At 43.4% G+C, this 16806-nt stretch carries 16 protein-coding genes; 5 read left to right on the forward strand and 11 right to left on the reverse strand.

Features of this window, described 5'->3' with window-relative positions:
* Positions 1-17: 17 nt before the first annotated feature.
* Positions 18-341, reverse strand: a complete 324-nt coding sequence (locus tag ACSC9N_RS15540; protein ID WP_004692718.1) for a pyrimidine/purine nucleoside phosphorylase — start codon at positions 339-341, stop codon at positions 18-20.
* A 391-nt stretch (positions 342-732) separates the two neighbouring features.
* Here ACSC9N_RS15540 and recN point away from each other — a divergent pair, with 391 nt between their 5' ends.
* From recN to ruvX, 3 genes are all read left to right on the forward strand, one after another.
* Positions 733-2394 (forward strand): DNA repair protein RecN, encoded by a 1662-nt coding sequence (gene recN, locus ACSC9N_RS15545; protein ID WP_010325763.1) that lies wholly within the window; start codon positions 733-735, stop codon positions 2392-2394.
* A gap of 111 nt (positions 2395-2505) precedes the next feature.
* The gene (locus ACSC9N_RS15550; protein WP_010325762.1) at positions 2506-3060 is read left to right on the forward strand and encodes a YqgE/AlgH family protein; all 555 of its coding nucleotides are present in this window, start codon (positions 2506-2508) and stop codon (positions 3058-3060) included.
* Positions 3053-3496, forward strand: coding sequence for a Holliday junction resolvase RuvX (gene ruvX, locus ACSC9N_RS15555; protein WP_004978741.1), 444 nt, complete (start codon positions 3053-3055; stop codon positions 3494-3496). The genes ACSC9N_RS15550 and ruvX overlap by 8 nt, the downstream gene beginning before the upstream one ends.
* A 124-nt stretch (positions 3497-3620) precedes the next feature.
* Here the strand turns inward: ruvX and ACSC9N_RS15560 are convergent, their stop codons facing one another.
* Genes ACSC9N_RS15560 through ACSC9N_RS15570 form a run of 3 tightly spaced genes read right to left on the reverse strand, consistent with a single transcriptional unit; the run spans position 3621 to position 6954 of the window.
* Entirely contained in the window at positions 3621-4628 is a 1008-nt protein-coding gene (locus ACSC9N_RS15560; RefSeq protein WP_010325761.1) for an HlyD family secretion protein, read from the reverse strand.
* 35 nt (positions 4629-4663) lie between these two features.
* Positions 4664-4870 (reverse strand): DUF1656 domain-containing protein, encoded by a 207-nt coding sequence (locus ACSC9N_RS15565; protein WP_004692723.1) that lies wholly within the window; start codon positions 4868-4870, stop codon positions 4664-4666.
* 2 nt (positions 4871-4872) lie between these two features.
* Positions 4873-6954, reverse strand: a complete 2082-nt coding sequence (locus ACSC9N_RS15570) for an FUSC family protein (protein ID WP_010325760.1) — start codon at positions 6952-6954, stop codon at positions 4873-4875.
* 448 nt (positions 6955-7402) lie between these two features.
* Here ACSC9N_RS15570 and ACSC9N_RS15575 point away from each other — a divergent pair, with 448 nt between their 5' ends.
* Positions 7403-8173 carry an IclR family transcriptional regulator gene (locus ACSC9N_RS15575; RefSeq protein WP_004692725.1) on the forward strand — a complete coding sequence of 257 codons (771 nt, stop codon included), beginning with the start codon at positions 7403-7405 and terminating at the stop codon, positions 8171-8173.
* Between the two features lie 6 nt (positions 8174-8179).
* On the opposite strand, the gene ACSC9N_RS15580 is transcribed toward ACSC9N_RS15575, so the two are convergent.
* Positions 8180-8812: an alpha-ketoglutarate-dependent dioxygenase AlkB family protein gene (locus tag ACSC9N_RS15580; RefSeq protein ID WP_010325759.1), complete on the reverse strand. Its 633-nt coding sequence runs from the start codon at positions 8810-8812 to the stop codon at positions 8180-8182.
* A gap of 128 nt (positions 8813-8940) precedes the next feature.
* On the opposite strand from ACSC9N_RS15580, the gene ACSC9N_RS15585 reads away from it, so the two are divergent.
* Positions 8941-10743 (forward strand): ABC transporter ATP-binding protein, encoded by a 1803-nt coding sequence (locus ACSC9N_RS15585; RefSeq protein WP_010325758.1) that lies wholly within the window; start codon positions 8941-8943, stop codon positions 10741-10743.
* Positions 10744-10796: 53 nt separating this feature from the next.
* Here ACSC9N_RS15585 and pgsA read toward each other — a convergent pair whose 3' ends face one another.
* From pgsA to lpxO, 6 genes are all read right to left on the reverse strand, one after another.
* On the reverse strand, positions 10797-11384 hold the full coding sequence (pgsA, locus tag ACSC9N_RS15590; RefSeq protein WP_004692729.1) for a CDP-diacylglycerol--glycerol-3-phosphate 3-phosphatidyltransferase: 588 nt from the start codon (positions 11382-11384) through the stop codon (positions 10797-10799).
* A 106-nt stretch (positions 11385-11490) separates the two neighbouring features.
* Positions 11491-12285 (reverse strand): thioesterase family protein, encoded by a 795-nt coding sequence (locus ACSC9N_RS15595; RefSeq protein WP_010325757.1) that lies wholly within the window; start codon positions 12283-12285, stop codon positions 11491-11493.
* A gap of 113 nt (positions 12286-12398) precedes the next feature.
* On the reverse strand, positions 12399-14198 hold the full coding sequence (uvrC, locus tag ACSC9N_RS15600) for an excinuclease ABC subunit UvrC (protein ID WP_010325756.1): 1800 nt from the start codon (positions 14196-14198) through the stop codon (positions 12399-12401).
* A gap of 161 nt (positions 14199-14359) precedes the next feature.
* A complete protein-coding gene (locus ACSC9N_RS15605; protein ID WP_010325755.1) occupies positions 14360-14704 on the reverse strand; it encodes a DUF2185 domain-containing protein in 345 nt (114 codons plus the stop codon).
* Positions 14705-14859: 155 nt separating this feature from the next.
* Positions 14860-15267 carry a PH domain-containing protein gene (locus ACSC9N_RS15610; RefSeq protein WP_010325754.1) on the reverse strand — a complete coding sequence of 136 codons (408 nt, stop codon included), beginning with the start codon at positions 15265-15267 and terminating at the stop codon, positions 14860-14862.
* A gap of 218 nt (positions 15268-15485) precedes the next feature.
* Positions 15486-16400: a lipid A hydroxylase LpxO gene (gene lpxO / locus ACSC9N_RS15615; RefSeq protein ID WP_395474912.1), complete on the reverse strand. Its 915-nt coding sequence runs from the start codon at positions 16398-16400 to the stop codon at positions 15486-15488.
* Between the last annotated feature and the right edge of the window lie 406 nt (positions 16401-16806).

Raw genomic sequence — 16806 nt, forward strand, 5'->3', positions numbered from 1 at the left:
GAGTATCAGTTGAAGGCTTAGCCTTCTAAATGGCACACGTAGTCCAACACTTCGTCAGTTTCAATTTTAAAACGACTATTGCCAGGCACATAAAAAGACTGACCTGCGCGGAACAATTCACTCTCTTCGCTGTCTGCAATTTGTACACGACATTCGCCTGAAATAATTTCCATACGCTCTGCCACATGTGTTTCAAACGTCAAAGCTTGCTCTGTCGGAAGAATAACCCCTAACGTTTTTTTGGTGCCATCTTCAAATTGCACAGTATGACTGATGCATAAACCGCCAAAATAAACATTGGATTTTTTAATGACAGAGACATGGTCGAACTGAGTTGACATGCGTACACTCCAGATAATGCGCATTTATATTCGTATTGATTCGCTAGTTTAAAGATGTGCGATTAACTAATCAATCGATGTTTTATTCCCCTCAATCAATATTTTGTTAAAGTCCGACCATCGTACAATTGCCTCAATTTCTAGCCCATTTTGGCGTGTTTTTTGCCAATGCGATCCGTTCCCTGAGTCGTGCTCTTTCTGTATACATCGCATACCCACATGTTTGTGCTGTGTTTGCTATAACAGTCGGATTTAAAAAATCTGCTAGGTCGACTTTCAGATTCACGCTAAAATAAGCCGACTTTGCACAAAACGAATAGCGTTGCCGTCTTGTCGGCTGAATAAAACTTCACTATCTTAAACTAAAACTTTTCGCAGCTCGGATGCGTTTATGCTGACACATTTAACTTTAATTAATTTTGCTTTAGCCGATCACTTAGCACTTGATATCGATCAAGGTTTTAATGTCCTGACTGGGGAAACAGGTGCAGGCAAATCATTATTGCTAGATGCACTGTCCGCCTGTCTGGGAGAACGTACCGACACCAACTATGTCCGTTTCGGTTCAGACAAAGCTGATGTCACGGCTATTTTCAGCTATCAAGAGCACAGCCCTGAAGCCATATGGCTAAAGGCACATGAGTTAGATGATGAGTCAGGAGAAATTCATCTAAGACGGGTTATTTTTGCCACTGGCCGCAGCAAAGCATGGATTAATGGTCGTCCGAGCAGCTTAGCTGAATTGAAAGAAATCGGGCGTTTGCTGGTACAGCTGTATAGTCAACACAGTCAGCAACAGCTATTAGAACCGCCTTATCCAAGACGCTGGTTAGACCTCTATCATAACTTCTACCCAGAAGCGCAAGCTGTGCGTGAAGCCTATAGCACATGGCAAAAAGACATCCGTCAGCATCAAGCAGCATTGGATGCCCAAGCCACACGAAAACAGCGTATCGACACGCTGAACCTACAACTTGAAGAACTCGAAGATGTGGTTCAAATCGACTACAAAGAGATTGAACAAGAGTTTGACCGTCTTTCACATCATGAAAATATCATGCAAGACAGCAGTTATGCCTTAAATGCGTTAGATGATGCAGAGCAGAATATTAATCAAGAAGTTTCCAGTATCCTTCGTCGTTTAGAGTCGCATGCTGGCCGTAGTGAGCAATTGGCTGAAATTCATACCTCTTTGCTGAATGCGCAAAGTGAACTTGAAGATGCTACAGCCAACCTGCGTCAGTTTATTGACCGTCAAAGTTACGACCCTGAACGTATGGAAGAGCTCAATACACAGCTTGAAATGTTCCACCGTTTTGCACGTAAATATCGCACGCAGCCTGAATTGCTCAAGCAAGAACATGAACAATGGCGAGTCGAATTAGAACAACTTCACTTATTGGAAGACCCTGAAACACTAGCAGAACAAGTCGAGCGCTCTCATCAAGACTTTTTAGATAAAGCCCACCATCTGGATCAAATTCGCCAAGATGCAGCCGCACCACTGGCCAAACATTTAACCGAACAAGTGAAACAACTGGCCCTACCTGAAGCCCATTTTGAGTTTAAGTTTGAACCTTTGGAACAGGCTTCAAGTGAGGGACTCAGCTTTATCCAACTATTATTTACAGCCAATAAAGGTATCCCACCTCAGCCCTTAGCCAAAGTAGCATCAGGCGGTGAACTCTCACGTATTGCCTTGGTCATGCAAGTGATGAATGCTGAAAAAACTGAAGCAGAAGTTTTGGTGTTTGATGAAATTGATGTCGGGATCAGTGGTGGCACGGCGGAAATTGTGGGACGCCTCTTGGCCGACTTAGGCTCACACGTGCAAATTTTATGTATTACCCACCAAGCCCAAGTCGCAGCACAATCCGACCAACATCTATTGGTGAAAAAGCGCCAAACTGACCCGGCCAGCAGTACCATTTTAAGTTTAGAAGAAGATGAGCGAATCAATGAGCTCGCACGCATGACAGGGGGGGTTGAAATCAACGACACCACACTGCAACATGCCAAGCAATTACGCCAGCTAAAGTTCCAGTCTGCTTAGAATATGTAGATTGGATCACAAAAAAAGATTTGGAGAATAGGCATTAGTCTAGTAACGTGGTAATTAGGAACATTTACTAGAAGCATTTCAATTTCAAGGAGAAGCCTTTAGGTGAGCAAACAATATCTGACGCATCGCTGTCTCATTGCCCCGCCCGATATGGCAGATGATTTTTTTGCCAATACGGTGATTTATTTGGCTCGACACGATGAAGAAGGTGCTCAAGGCATCATCATCAACCGACCTTCAGGACTTTCTGTTAAGGAATTGCTCAATGATCTTGAAATTGAAGCAGATCATGTCCGCCCTCATGATGTACTCCAAGGTGGCCCTTTACGTCCTGAAGCAGGCTTTGTCTTACATACTGGCCAACCAACATGGCACTCATCTATTGCGGTGGGAGAAAACATCTGTATCACTACCTCTAAAGATATTCTAGATGCCATTGCCCATAACGAAGGTGTGGGTCGTTATCAAATTGCTTTGGGTTATGCCAGCTGGACCAAAAACCAATTGGAAGATGAACTCGCTCGTGGTGATTGGTTGGTCTGTGATGCTGATATGGATTTGATTTTTAATATTCCTTATGACGACCGTTGGGATGCTGCCTATAAAAAGCTCGGGCTGGACCGAACCTGGTTGTCATCTGAGATTGGACATGCCTGATTTAAACACACCTCAAATGATTATGGCATTTGATTTTGGTACACAAAAAATGGGCATGGCAGTCGGTCAAGCACTGATTGAAAGTGCAACACCTTTGGCTTTGTTTCCAATGAAAGATGGCATCCCCAATTGGGATGAACTGCATAAAATTATTAAACAATATCAACCCAATGTATTTTTAGTCGGTCTACCACTCAATATGGATGATAGCGAGTCAGAATTATCTGCTCGAGCACGTAAGTTCGCACGTCGTTTACGCCATCAAACCAATATTGAAACATGGATGGTGGATGAACGCTTAAGTACTCGTGCAGCCCGTGATGAGCTGAGCCATTACCATGCGCAAGGCCGAGGCAAAAAAGTTTCTGCTGATAGTCTTGCCGCAACATTATTTATTGAAAGTTGGTATCGCAATCCTGAAGGTCTAACACCTTAAGTAAGCCTTTCTTAAAACAGATGACATGGTTTTTATGACTGGAGTCGGATCTCGACACATCAAATAGCGTTCAAAAAAAAGCATCCTCATTGGATGCTTTTTTTTGAAATGAACAGAGGTCAATTTAGTGCTGTGACTCGGTAATATGTACCGTTACGGTTCGCCCCGCGACAAATGCCAATTCATTTTTCGGAATATCATCCAGTGCAATTTTCACAGGAACGCGCTGCGCTAAACGCACCCAACTAAAGGTTGGGTTTACATTGGCCAATAAACCTGTACTTGTAGTTCGTTCACGATCTTCAATGCCTGAAGCAATCCCCTGCACATGTCCTTTCAATATGTTTGAGTCCCCCATCAACTGTACAGTCGCGGGCGCACCCAAATATATTTTATTTAACTTAGTTTCTTCAAAATAACCGACCACATAAAGCTGCGAGCGATCTAATAATGCCGCTACCGCCTGCCCCACTTTGACATAATTCCCTGCTTTCATCTCAAAATTAGACAGTGTGCCATCGGCTGGTGCTAGGACTTCGGAACGGTTTAAGTTTAATTCAGCCAAATGTAAATTACTGGTGGCTACATCGATTAATGCCTGTTGCTGCGCAATATTGGCTTTGGCCTGCTGAATCGCCGCTTGCATTTGTTCATGTTCGGCATGTGATTGATCTCGTACGGCAAACATCTGATCTTGTTCTTGCTTTGATATAGCACCATCCATCAAATTGGCATAGCGTTCTGCATTTTTATCGGCCAAGTGACTATTGGCTTGTGATTTGGTCAAATTGGCTTTGCTTTGAAACAACTCCGCTTCGGCAGCAGCCAAACTGGCTTTGGCTTTAGCCAAGTCTGATTTGGCTTGTTCCACATCAAGCGCCTGACGCGCCACATCAATTTTAAACAGCACCTGCCCTTGTTTGACGCTTTGATTATCATGCACTAAAACTTCCGTGACTAAGCCTGATACATCGGAAGACACTTGAATCACATCGCCACGAACCCGCCCATCACGTGTCCACGGTTCAGCATTATAATAATGCCAAAGATGCACGAGCACCGCGATCGCGATACCCGCAATCAGCACTAAAGTGATGGGACGGCTCAGTTTACGCCAATCAAAGGATGCCATTTCTTTTACCTCATTCATTTCAATCAGATGTGCGCTTAGGCAAAGCTCACGATAAAACCCCAATGGACTACGCCAAGCACAGTAATGTAGAGGCATAAATAAAAAATACTGGGTAAAAAAATCCAGCCTTTGTCGACCCAAGGATCGGTCACCCGCATGAGTAACCGTAATACGATGTAGGCCAATACCGCCTGAATGACCAAAACTGGCACATACACACCATAGATATTAAGTTCGCCCATCGTTATGCTCCCAACAAACGGACTTGAAACATTTCATCCCATGTCGCATGACAAAGACTGCTTTGAATATTATTCAGTGAAACTTGCAAACGCCGAGCAATGCTTAGGTCTTGCAGCTGTATAAGCTCGGCCTGAATGATCTGAATTTTGTCCAAAATGTGTTGTCTGACCTGTAGGTCGCTATGGTCTAATTCTTTAGCGTGAAAATAAGCATCCATTTGGCTTTGTAGTTCTTGTAGATGCAGCGTGATAGAGGCCTGCATAGGCATTTTTTCAATCAGTTCTTGCACCCGAGTTAAATCAATCACAGCACTGGATTCAATCAGGGCCAAATTGATTTTTTGCTTCAAGCGATCGGACTGTACCAATTTGGTATTCAGTACGCCTATCCGATCCAACATACTGCGCAAATGCACTCTAAATTCCACCCCATAAGGTAAATAAAGCGCTTGTCGTATCGCTTTATAATGTAAAGACAGGATTCGCTTGGCGGTAATGTCCGGCGACATCGCACGCACCAAGTGAATCACATAGACAGAAATGATGGGGCCAAGCACCGTCCCAATCGATGCATCAAAAAACATCACTTGGTCAAGGTGATAACGGTTTTTCAGGTTTAAGCCCATGACCACACCCATTATCAAAGGCAGCGCCAAACCTGTGAGTGGAGGATGTAAAAACAGCATCAGACAGTACATACAAAAAGGGGCTAACACCACAGCCAACATCCAAAAAGCGCTGATGTGTGGAAAGATGCCATAAGCATAAATAAAGACAATAATCGCCGCATACACACTGGCACGGATAAAGATTTTTAAGGCAGGAACGGGGTTGTCCATACTGGTCAAAATACAGGCACAAATAGCTGCCATTTCCGCCATCATAAAACCGGCTTTCCAACCACTGACAATCCAAAAGCCAGTCGCCACAAGCACCACAATAAAAGCTGAAATGCCGCCACGCACGGCTACGCCATGATCTCGATGTAAGTTGGGATAGTTTGTACTAATCGGAGTCACGATTGCGGGTAAGCTATCATCCCCCTGTTGGATACGCTGCCAAATCAACTTAATGGCGCGTATATTTTGGGTGAAATGACGCACATCCATTTTTAAACTGACCAACATGACTTGCTGCTGTGGCAAGGCACTGTCAAACACGGCTTGAAAACTCGACTCAAACTGCTCAGGTAGCTGGTTTAAGTCCTGCTCTAAAATGACCTGATCACTTTGTAAAAATTTTACAATCTGTACATGCGCCTTTTCTAAAGCTGGTCGGTAGCGTGAGTCAATGTGATCTAACTGCTGAATTCGCTCGGCCATGGCCACCAAGTTTGTCACCAACATACTGAGTTGATGCAGCATTTCTTGGAGCGGTTTGGTCATGCCCTGCAAGGTCGATTTTTCATAGCTCAAGTGCACGGCCATCACATGAATATCGGCAATATCCCGCGTGATATGACTAAGCGTAGTGCTGTAATTAATGGCCTTAACATCATCTGTCAGGATCTGATCAAAAACCGCTCGAGTGTCTTGAAAAGTCTGTGAAACACGGGTTTTGACTACGGGACCAATATGCATGGGAAACAGTACCGCATTCACCACTGCACTACACAGTACTCCCACCGTGATTTCAATGGAGCGACCAATCGCCATATCAAACATGGAAGTGGTTTCAATGTTATACACAATGTTGTAGCAAATAATGACCGTGGTATAGCCCGCCAACATAAAAATATAGCTACGCGGCGTCCGATCCAACAATGAAAAATATAGACAAAACCCGACCCATGTGGCTAAAAATAACGTGAACAATTCTGGAGTGTTGATCAGGTTTGGCGTGACTGCAATCGAAACAATCGCTCCCAACAACGTTCCCAATACCCGATAAAGACTTTTTGAGGAGGTCATACCCGCATAGGGGTTTGCGATGACGAAGACCGTTCCAATCGCCCAAATGGGATAAGCCAAATCTAATGAAAATGCGACATAAAGTGAAAGCATGCCTGCCAAAAAGGTTTTCGTCGCAAAAATCCAGTCCAATTTATTTGGACGGAATGCGAGTAACTGTTTGGTGAGGAACATAAATTCATCTCTAAATGCGCTGAATGACAACATTTAAACAATTCTTCCACACAGCATTGCTCAGACAAACAGCATCACTTCGTCCTCACCTCATGCGAAGACGGATGAAAAAATGATTCAAATAAATGAAGTCTTTTACTGACATGGTCAAAGACAGCGCCATGTTGAAAGGAAAGAAAATAGCTCAATAAATAACAAAAGCATTATTCATTAAAAGACATTTGTAATGATAATTTTTCCAAAAATATGGATTTTTGTCAATTAAAATATCTTAATATGATAATTTACATATTTTTAAGATCATATTTCACCCTTTTTATTGCATTACAAATGCTGATAAAAGTCCACGAAAGCCATGCGCCCAGAACGAAAGCCATGTCGAGTCTAGGGTTTTTGTTATATAGTAACTGTCGTTCAAATGGCATTTATTTTGACTAAGTAGGTTCTTATGGCACTTTCAAGTTTCGGTAAAATTCTCACTGTCTTAGACCTCTTTTCTGTGTCACGCCCGATTATCAATGTCGATATCATCAGTGCCGAACTGGGACTATCACAGCCCACCAGTTACCGTTACTTAAAGGAATTGGTATCCGCAGGACTTTTACAGCGCTTAAGTGGTACCAGTGGTGACTATACTTTAGGCTCTCAGATTGCTGTTTTGGACTATATCTCTCGAACCACAGACCCACTCTTACAAATCAGCATTCCTTTTATGCAAGACATCGTTGAGCGAACGGAGTTTTGCTGTATTCTCACCCAGCTTAACGCAGAGCACTGTATTGACCTATATGGTGAAGTCTTTAAAGACCTTGAGTTATTTTCTTATGGGCGCGGTTGCCCACGTCCCGTGTATTTGGGTTCATCGCCTAAAGTGGTGATTTCACAGCTCAGCAAAGCTAAAATTATTGAATATTATCAAAAATTTTCGGCTCAGCTGGCCGAGGTCAATTTTGCCGCGAGCCAAGATGAATTCTTACAGAAAATGAAAGCCATTAAGAAACAGGGCTATTATTTTTCCAATGGCGAGTTTGACCCCAACCTTGCCAGTCTGTCTGTACCTGTCAAATTTTCACCCAAAGATACACCGTTGGCACTGACCTTATTGGCTTCGAAAAACCGGTTTGAATTTGTCGATCTGAAAAAAATGGTCGAAATATTAAGACATAGCGCCTTACAGATCGAACAGAAATGCCATCTATTGCATAATATTGAGGCTTAATTATACTTAGCGTTGAAGCGTTGGATAGAAATAGCGAAAGGTTAAATTCAGACGCGGCTCACTGATTTTACTGGATTTCATCAAAGCATGTTTCCAGTAGCGCTGGGTCTGTCCACGCATCACGATCAATTGCCCACTATGCAACATCAGCTCGATTTTTTCCTGTTTAAACTTGTGCTTAAAGCAAAACTTACGGGTTGCACCAAAACTGAGTGAGGCAATCACCACATTTTCTTGCTTCGGTGAACGTAGTGAAGGCTCATCATCACTATGCCAGCCCACGGCTTGGCTGCCATTTTCATATAAATTGGCTAGGCACGAGTTAAATGGATGTCCCACCAGTTGCTCAATATGGTGTTTTAAACGAAACAAAGCGGGATGCCATAACAGTGCTTGCTTGGCACTCCCCGAATAGTGATATTGATAGTCGGCATCACCATACCACACCACTTTTCGTTCCGTGACATAATGTTTGCCATACAGTACGACTTCGTCAGGTTGCCATGCCAAATGTGCTAAAAAATAATCCAAATATTTCGCACTTTGCTCCGCAGTTAAAATCAAGCCCAAGTCCTGCACCTGCCCATCGAATGGCAGCAAGTTTTCTTGCGGTTCAGGACTAAACAGATCTAAGGTCATGACTTTTCCTCCTCTGCAAACAGTTTAACTGAATTCAGAACGACACAAATCAAAACAAAGTCACAGCTTGTCGCCTAGCCTCCTTATGCATACACTCATGTGAACTTTCACAATAAAAAGAAGCATGTATGAACCTTTGGCAGTTGTTTCAAAAGCTTCGCCCCTTTGTCCGTCCCTATCGGATATTGGTGATTGCGACCTTGATCCTGACGCTGATTGGCTCCTTCACCGCGCAGGTCAATGCTCTAACTTTGCAATACGCCGTCGACAGTATCAACCGTCTGGTCGAACAAGGCCAAGGACTGACCGAAGGCCTCCATATTTTGATCACCATTTCTATGATTTTACTCAGTAAAGAAATCATCAGTGCCTTGGTGCAGTTTGGTCAAAAGTTTTATGGGGAAAAGCTCCGCATTCTGGTATCGCAAGACTTGGCGCAAAGTATTATCGAAAAATTCCTTAGCTACCGTTTGGCTTTTTTTAATGCCGATCAAAACCAAGCGGGTAAGCTACAAACGCGAATTGACCGTGGCATTGGTTCACTGACCCGTCTGGTACAAATCTTTTTTATCGATATTTTGCCACTTTTTAGCAGCGCCATTGTGGCACTGGGGCTGATGTACTATGCCAACGTTTATGTCGGTTTGGTGGCGACCAGTATTGTGCCCATTTATTTTTGGTTGACCTTTCAACAGGCTAAAAAACTTGGCGGATGGCGACGCAACTTGCGGGATGACCGCGAGAAAAAGAGCCAAGGCATTCTCAGTATTATCCAATCGATTAGCGTGATTAAGTCCTTTAACCGCGAGTCGATTGAATCGACCAAACAACTGACACTGCAAAAAGCCCTGACCAATAACCAAATGCAAACGCGTCAACTCAGCTTTTTATTTGATGGCTTAAAGACCTTCATTGAACAAATCGGGATTGTGCTGATTATCATTCTGACGGCGTACTTCGTACTCGATGGGCAAATGAGCATCGGCATGATCATGTTTCATATTCTACTGTTTAACAATGTCTCCGCCCCGATTCGTTCATTACACCGTATTTATGATGAAGTGAATGATGCGATGATTTACGCGGAAAGCTTTTTTAAAATTTTGGAAGCCGATGATGCAATCGAGCAAAGTGGTACACTCAAACCCAAAATTCAGGGAAAATTCAGCCTAAAGAGTGTCGATTTTTTCTACCCAAATGGTCATCACGCATTAAAACAAATCGACATGGAAATTCGACCCAACAAAATCACGGCCTTGGTCGGTTTATCGGGTGCAGGAAAATCCACTTTAATTAGCTTATTGGATAAGTTTTATCAGCCCGGAGCAGGAAAAATTGAGCTCGATGGAATTGATTTACAAGACATCGACACCGCCTATTTACGCGATCACATTGGCCTCGTCTTACAGAAAAATCACATTTTCCAAGGCAGTATTTTAGACAATATTCGCTATGGAAAAATCAATGCCAGTGATGAAGAAGTGTATGCTGCCGCAGAAAAAGCCTCTATTCATGAACAAATTTTGCAGCTACCCACAGCTTACCAATCCGATGCACTGATGCTTTCAGGCGGGCAACAACAACGCATTGCGCTGGCTCGCATGTTCCTCAAAAATCCACCGATTATTTTTCTCGATGAACCGACCGCCAGCCTCGATGCTATTGCTAGCGAGCAAATTAAACAGAGCCTCGATGAGATCAAACAAGGGCGAACGGTGATTATTATTTCGCATAGTTTGTCACAAATTATCGATGCCGATTATACCTATGTCATGAAGGAAGGTTGTATTGCAGAACATGGGGAACATGAAGCGCTGTACCGTCAGGATGGGGTCTATAAGGAAATTTTCGATGCCATGGCCAAGAGCCTCAATATTGAAAAAATTGCCAAGACTTTTGAAGATGATACTGAGGAAGAAACGCATAGCTAATGAATCTCAGGTACAAAAAAAGCTCCCGCAGGAGCTTCTTAAAAATCTAACAATCAAGGCTGTTTTAAATACGGCCAAGCTGCTTTGAGATAAATAAACATCGACCACAAAGTCAAAATTACTGCGGTATACAACAATGCATAAGCCAACATTTCAAGCGGCTGCCAATTCAGTAAGAACACGGTAATTGCAATCATTTGAAAAGCGGTTTTATATTTCCCAACCGTAGACACGGCTACATTGGTACGTGCACCTAACTCTGCCATCCATTCACGCAGTGCTGACACCGTAATTTCACGGGAAATAATCACAATCGCCGCAAATGCCATCGAAATTTCTGGTTTCCACTGCACCAACACGATCAGTGCTGCTGCCACCATCAATTTATCCGCAACAGGGTCTAAGAAACGCCCAAATGCAGAGGTCTGATTTAAAGTCCTCGCCAAATAACCATCGAACCAATCTGTCACCGCTGCAACGACAAAAATAGACGTCAACAGAATATGACGAGACATACTTACCGCCTGTTCAGCGATACCCATTACAGGGGGCCAATAGGCCACCAACAAAAAGACCGGAATTAAGGCAATACGCGCCAAGGTCAAGATATTAGGAATATTCAGGATGCGACCTGTAGTCATAAACACCGCCAGTTGTTTCCCTCATGTACGATGAAAATGCACACTTTTTTGAGGTTTAATCCATCGTTAATAGCGCCCACTTTATACGAATTGACCTAAGGTGTCACTAGGCAAACACGGTAACTGTTTGACGCGAAATTGCAATTAAACGATTCTGATCATCCCACAAATAGGCAGCTTCGGTGGAATATCCATCCGCAGCATATTGCGTTTCAACGTGGTACTTCATCCAATCGTGTAACTGATTTTTCAGCGGATGCACATAGGTCAAATGCCATGTCAGCGAACTGGCGGGTGCCATGCTTTTAAACATCGGTAGCACCCCTGGTGGCCAAATATCCATCGACACCATGAGATCGGCTACGGTCATGTCTCGATTTTCATGTAAGTCTGGATTAAAGCGATACCAGCCAGAAAAGTCAGGCTTTGGGCTGGCAGTACATGGATACTGCCCTGTCACCCAAACCATATCTAGCTGCTTAAAGCACTCAGGCGCAAGCGGATGATGCGGTTCTGCTGTGAGACCATCAACCGATGGAAACGCTGGCGCTACAGGTTCTTGATGCACATGGATACTCGATTCACGCTGTGTCCCGAAGCTTGCCACTAAAATGCTTTGAACTGCATCATCTTGCCATAAACGTACTTCCAAGGTGGTAACCGATTTGCCTTGACGTAGAATCTCGCTGGTTAAACGAACTTTGGCCTGTTGTACTGGGCCAACAAAAGTCACGCTACAACTGAGTAAATGCTTCGTGTCATCGGCAAGAGTCAACAATGCTTTTTGCATCATTAAACCTGCGACCAGTCCCCCATAAATCGTGCGTCCTTGTAACCAGCCTGTAGGAATATCAATCCATTCTTGTTCTGCTAAAGCTTGATAACTGTGTTGAAGTGACATGTGGCATCCTTGTTTTAAATTCCGTCCATATCTTTACAACACAATTCAACCAATGTGAATGATCAATGACCCATGCGTCAATGAGCACTTTTGCCATCGCAGTAGATGCGGTTCTATTCATGCAAGACTTTATAAATAGTACGGGCCATCACTTCGCCCAAACCGGGGACTCCGGTTAAGTCTTTCTCGGAAGCCTTTAACACCCCTTGAATCCCGCCAAAGTGCGTCAACAAATCGCGGCGGCGTTTCGGTCCCAAACCTGGAATTACTTCCAAAATCGATGAACCCCGTTTTTTATCACGTTTAGCCCGGTGTTTAGTAATCGCAAAGCGATGTGCCTCATCACGCACCTGTTGAATCAAATGCAATGCTTTATGATCTTCAGGCAACTGAATTTTAGTTCCATCGGTAAAGTGTAGAGTTTCAAGGCCCGGTTTACGCCCCTCGCCTTTTGACACCCCGACCATAAAGGCCTCTAAACCCAGCTCTTGCATGACTTCCATCGCCATATGCAACTGCCCTTTGCCACCATCAATCAGCAGTAAATCAGGCAGCATAGCTTTTTTATAACGACGGGTCAGCGCTTGACGCATTGCGGCATAGTCATCGCCTGCGGTAATGTCTTGAATTGAAAACTGACGATAATCGCGCTTACGAATGCCTCCACTGTCGAATACCACACACGAAGCCACGGTTTCTTCACCCATGGTATGTGAGATGTCAAAACATTCGATCCGATCAATCGGACGTCCCACCACTTGTTCAAGTTGATGGAAACGCTCATTCAGCTCAAAGTGATTCGCCAATTGCCCTTTGATCGCATGCTGTACATTCATCTGTGCCAGCTCTAACCATTCTGCACGTGTCTCACGCACGCTATGTTTAATCTGTACTTTCTTATCAAACTGTTGTTGTAACGCTTGTTCCAGTTCTTTTCGATCGGGCAATTCGACATTTACAATCACCTCACTGGGTACTTCATCTGCCACTTGGAAATAAAAGTTCGCTATGAAGTCAGCCAGCATTTGCCCCAAACCCTCTCCGAGCATATCTGGAAAATAACTTTTTCCTCCGAGCATTTTCCCGTTGCGCACATGCATAATCTGCACACAGGTCACTCCTGCCTGATAGGCAATCGCTAAAATATCTGCCTCACCTTTGAGCTTATAAATGGCTTGTTGAGACTGGACATCCCGCAGCAGCGCCATACGGTCACGGTAAAACACTGCTTTTTCAAATTCTAAGGCTTCGGCCGCTTGCTCCATTTTTGCAATCAGTTCTTGATTCAGCTCTTTGGTGTCCCCTTGTAAAAAACGAATCGAGTTATCGACATCATTTTTATACTCTTCAGGGCTAATGAGTCCTACACACGGCGCTGAACAACGCTTGATTTGATACTGCAAACAAGGACGCTTACGCTGTGAAAAATAGCTATTTTCACACTGGCGAACATTAAACAGCTTTTGCAAAACCAACAAAGTATCCCGTGCATTATAAGCACTCGGATACGGTCCAAAAAACTTTCCAACTTGGTGTTTGCCTTTGCCCCGACCTGATGCAATCCGTGGATAAGGTTTGTCGGCAGAGACAAAGATATACACATAGGATTTATCGTCCCTGAGCATGATGTTATAGGGTGGACGGTGCAGCTTAATCAGGTTTTGTTCAAGCAGCAGCGCTTCAGTTTCGGAACGAACGACTAAGGTTTCGATGTCATAAATACGCGCCACCAAAGCCTGCGTCTTCGGGTGCTCAATGGTTTTGACAAAATAACTGGAAACACGATTTTTTAAATTTTTCGCTTTGCCCACATACAGCAGTTCACCGTCTTTGCCGAGCATGCGATAAACGCCCGGCAGTGTGGTCATATTGGCTAAAATTTTTTCGATATGTTCTCGCGCGTTTTCGTTCACAGGGTTCCCTAATTTTCTCGGCTCGCCGTCAACTGTTCTGTGCAGGCTTAGCCTTTGATCTGTCTTTTAGATTGGGCAGGTCTGACGCATTTCAAGCTCATTGCTAGTGCGTTTCACAACCAGTCTGGCTGGCAAAAGACATTGATACTGAGATTGAAGGCTTATTCCAGATCCATCGCTTCAAAATCGATCCGTTCAAACACACCTTGTTCATTGCGGGCAAAGTGACTTCCCGCAGGCGCATTTAAGTGAGCAATGATGTCCGCATCATAGTTGGCAATCACATTGACCTCATAAAGGCCTAAATTTTCAGGGTCTTCAATATAGTCATCCCCTTCTTCACCCGATAAAAACACCCAACCACTTTCCTCACTAGATTGTGCTTCTTCACGGTACATGTAGGCCACTTTTAGGCCTTGCACCGTAATCATATCTGAAGCGATACAACTTCCCATATGCGGCACTAAAGTTTGAATTTGTGTCGGACTGAATTGATACGACTTCATAAGAATATCCTTCAACGGCAAGTAGACGTTTTGCATGTGGAGGTTTGTGGGATGAACAGAACTCAAGTTTATTTTACTTTAGTCTTCACGGCATATTTGAGCAAGGCTTTCACTCGCTTAGGCCCGTAAAGCATACAACTTGCCTAAGACTGTATTTATGACAATTTTAACGCAGCTTTAAACGCTACTTTATCTTTCGGTGACACCAAAATGGTTTTGGTTTGGCCCTCTTTTAAGTATTCAATCTTTAGACGATCTAAGGACAAGGCTGGTGAACTGATGGAATTATCTGTTTCAGAAACAGACTGTATCGCAGTCAAGGGAATGATCCATTTAAAACAGAGACTACGAATTGTCAGTTGCTCCTGATCAACCACATAGCGGGTACTCCACAGCGGCCACCACAATAAAACAATAGTCAAAGCATAGACCACAACGAACAAAAGATTTTGCATCAAAATGCCTTTGCCATAGGTGGTCAAAATCAATTGGGCTAACAGGCCTGACATGGCAATAATAAACCCCAAAAACCACCAGTCCATCTTAGAACGAAACTTTTGCACCTTGAAACCTCATGCTTTATCTAAGTTATAAGTTGCGATCTTAAAAATGAAACAGATACGCGCCCATGTTGTTTTTAGTTTTAACTGGATAAAGCATAAAGCCATGTGTGGTTCGAATCCACTGTAAGCCTTGAAATAAATAGAAAAATCAAAAGGGCAGATAGGCTTCCCCTTTTCTGCCCAAATAAAAAACGCCCCCTCAGGGCGTTTAATGTGCTTTAAAACACATAAGGTCGAACAAAGATCAAAAAGAAAATTCCGAACATCAGGAACCACTTTAAGAAGTAGTAAAGTTGACGGTTGGTTTTCTTCAAAGCTTTGGCTTTGATCCGCACTTGATAGACATAACCAAAGACTTTATTCAGCCCACCCGTTTGGTCCCCTGCTTCATTTGGAGAGCTGGCAGCGGTCATAACTTTTTTACCAAACCAATGATTGAAACGTTCCATAAAACGTGTCTTTAAAGGACGCTCGACATCAGCAAAGAAAATAATGCGGTTTTGATCCGTGGTGTTTTCGGCATAGTGAATATAAGTTTCATCAAAGACCACGCTTTCACCATCGCGCCATGAATAGCGCTCACCATCCACATCAATAAAGCAGCGGTCATCGTTCGGTGTGATCAGCCCCAAGTGATAACGCAATGAACCCGCATAAGGGTCACGGTGACGAACCAAACGGCTGTCAGGTGCCAGCTCGGTAAACATCGCGGCTTTAATGGTCGGCAAGGTTTTCAGCAACGCCGTCGTTTTTGGACAAAGTTCAGCGGCTGAGGGATGTGCAGAGTCATACCATTTCAGATAAAAACGCTTCCAGCCTGTTTTGAAAAAGGAGTTAAACCCCAAGTCATCATAACTGCTCGATGCTTTAATTCCGCCTTTTTCATATAAAGCTTTTGCTTCATCACGAATCATTTCCCAGTTTTCATCCAACACCCTTAAGTCTTGAAAATGCTGGGTGTCGATATACGGCTGATTCGGTACCTTTGAAAACATGTACATGAGGTAGTTAATTGGCGCAAGAATCGTTGAGTGATCGAAAAATTGACGATAAAACGAGTGACGAACCTTCCCACGTTGCTGAATATAAAGTGCAGAAAGAATAAAAATCGCCAGAATGATCCACTTAATCATATGAAAACCTGGAAACCAAAGAAAACGAAATAAAAGAAAAAGACCAGTACTCGGTCTAGACTGCGAATTGTAGCATAAGCTGCAAAGTACGTCCTATTTCCAGCTTTTCATCACAAGTTTTCATTCTGCTTGGGTTTACCTGCAAGTGCAGCATTGACTAAATTGCCAAAATCGGCACAAAGATTGACTTGAAATATAAGGACGCTGTCTAATCATTTTTTAATCACTCATCCATAAAAAATCTTAAATGAAACAAAAACTTCACTCTATTTAGACCACATCATTTAAAAATACATCACGCAAGCACACGAAATAATTGAATAAAAATAGATGACCCTTGCGTCACGGCTTGATACAACTTGTTATGTTCTTTTTCGATATAGTTATCGTAAGATTGGCGGAGCAT

This window comes from Acinetobacter sp. PC34, from assembly GCF_051789135.1.
Taxonomy (GTDB): Bacteria; Pseudomonadota; Gammaproteobacteria; order Pseudomonadales; family Moraxellaceae; genus Acinetobacter; species Acinetobacter johnsonii.

Coding starts and splice junctions, on each gene's coding strand:
- pgsA (WP_004692729.1), bottom strand. CDS start 11,384: ATGACTACAGGTCGCATCCTGAATATTCCTAATATCTTGACCTTGGCG.
- ruvX (WP_004978741.1), top strand. CDS start 3,053: ATGCCTGATTTAAACACACCTCAAATGATTATGGCATTTGATTTTGGT.
- ACSC9N_RS15565 (WP_004692723.1), bottom strand. CDS start 4,870: ATGGGCGAACTTAATATCTATGGTGTGTATGTGCCAGTTTTGGTCATT.
- ACSC9N_RS15560 (WP_010325761.1), bottom strand. CDS start 4,628: ATGGCATCCTTTGATTGGCGTAAACTGAGCCGTCCCATCACTTTAGTG.
- ACSC9N_RS15540 (WP_004692718.1), bottom strand. CDS start 341: ATGTCAACTCAGTTCGACCATGTCTCTGTCATTAAAAAATCCAATGTT.
- ACSC9N_RS15585 (WP_010325758.1), top strand. CDS start 8,941: ATGAACCTTTGGCAGTTGTTTCAAAAGCTTCGCCCCTTTGTCCGTCCC.
- ACSC9N_RS15605 (WP_010325755.1), bottom strand. CDS start 14,704: ATGAAGTCGTATCAATTCAGTCCGACACAAATTCAAACTTTAGTGCCG.
- ACSC9N_RS15575 (WP_004692725.1), top strand. CDS start 7,403: ATGGCACTTTCAAGTTTCGGTAAAATTCTCACTGTCTTAGACCTCTTT.
- lpxO (WP_395474912.1), bottom strand. CDS start 16,400: ATGATTAAGTGGATCATTCTGGCGATTTTTATTCTTTCTGCACTTTAT.
- ACSC9N_RS15580 (WP_010325759.1), bottom strand. CDS start 8,812: ATGACCTTAGATCTGTTTAGTCCTGAACCGCAAGAAAACTTGCTGCCA.
- recN (WP_010325763.1), top strand. CDS start 733: ATGCTGACACATTTAACTTTAATTAATTTTGCTTTAGCCGATCACTTA.
- ACSC9N_RS15570 (WP_010325760.1), bottom strand. CDS start 6,954: ATGTTCCTCACCAAACAGTTACTCGCATTCCGTCCAAATAAATTGGAC.
- ACSC9N_RS15595 (WP_010325757.1), bottom strand. CDS start 12,285: ATGTCACTTCAACACAGTTATCAAGCTTTAGCAGAACAAGAATGGATT.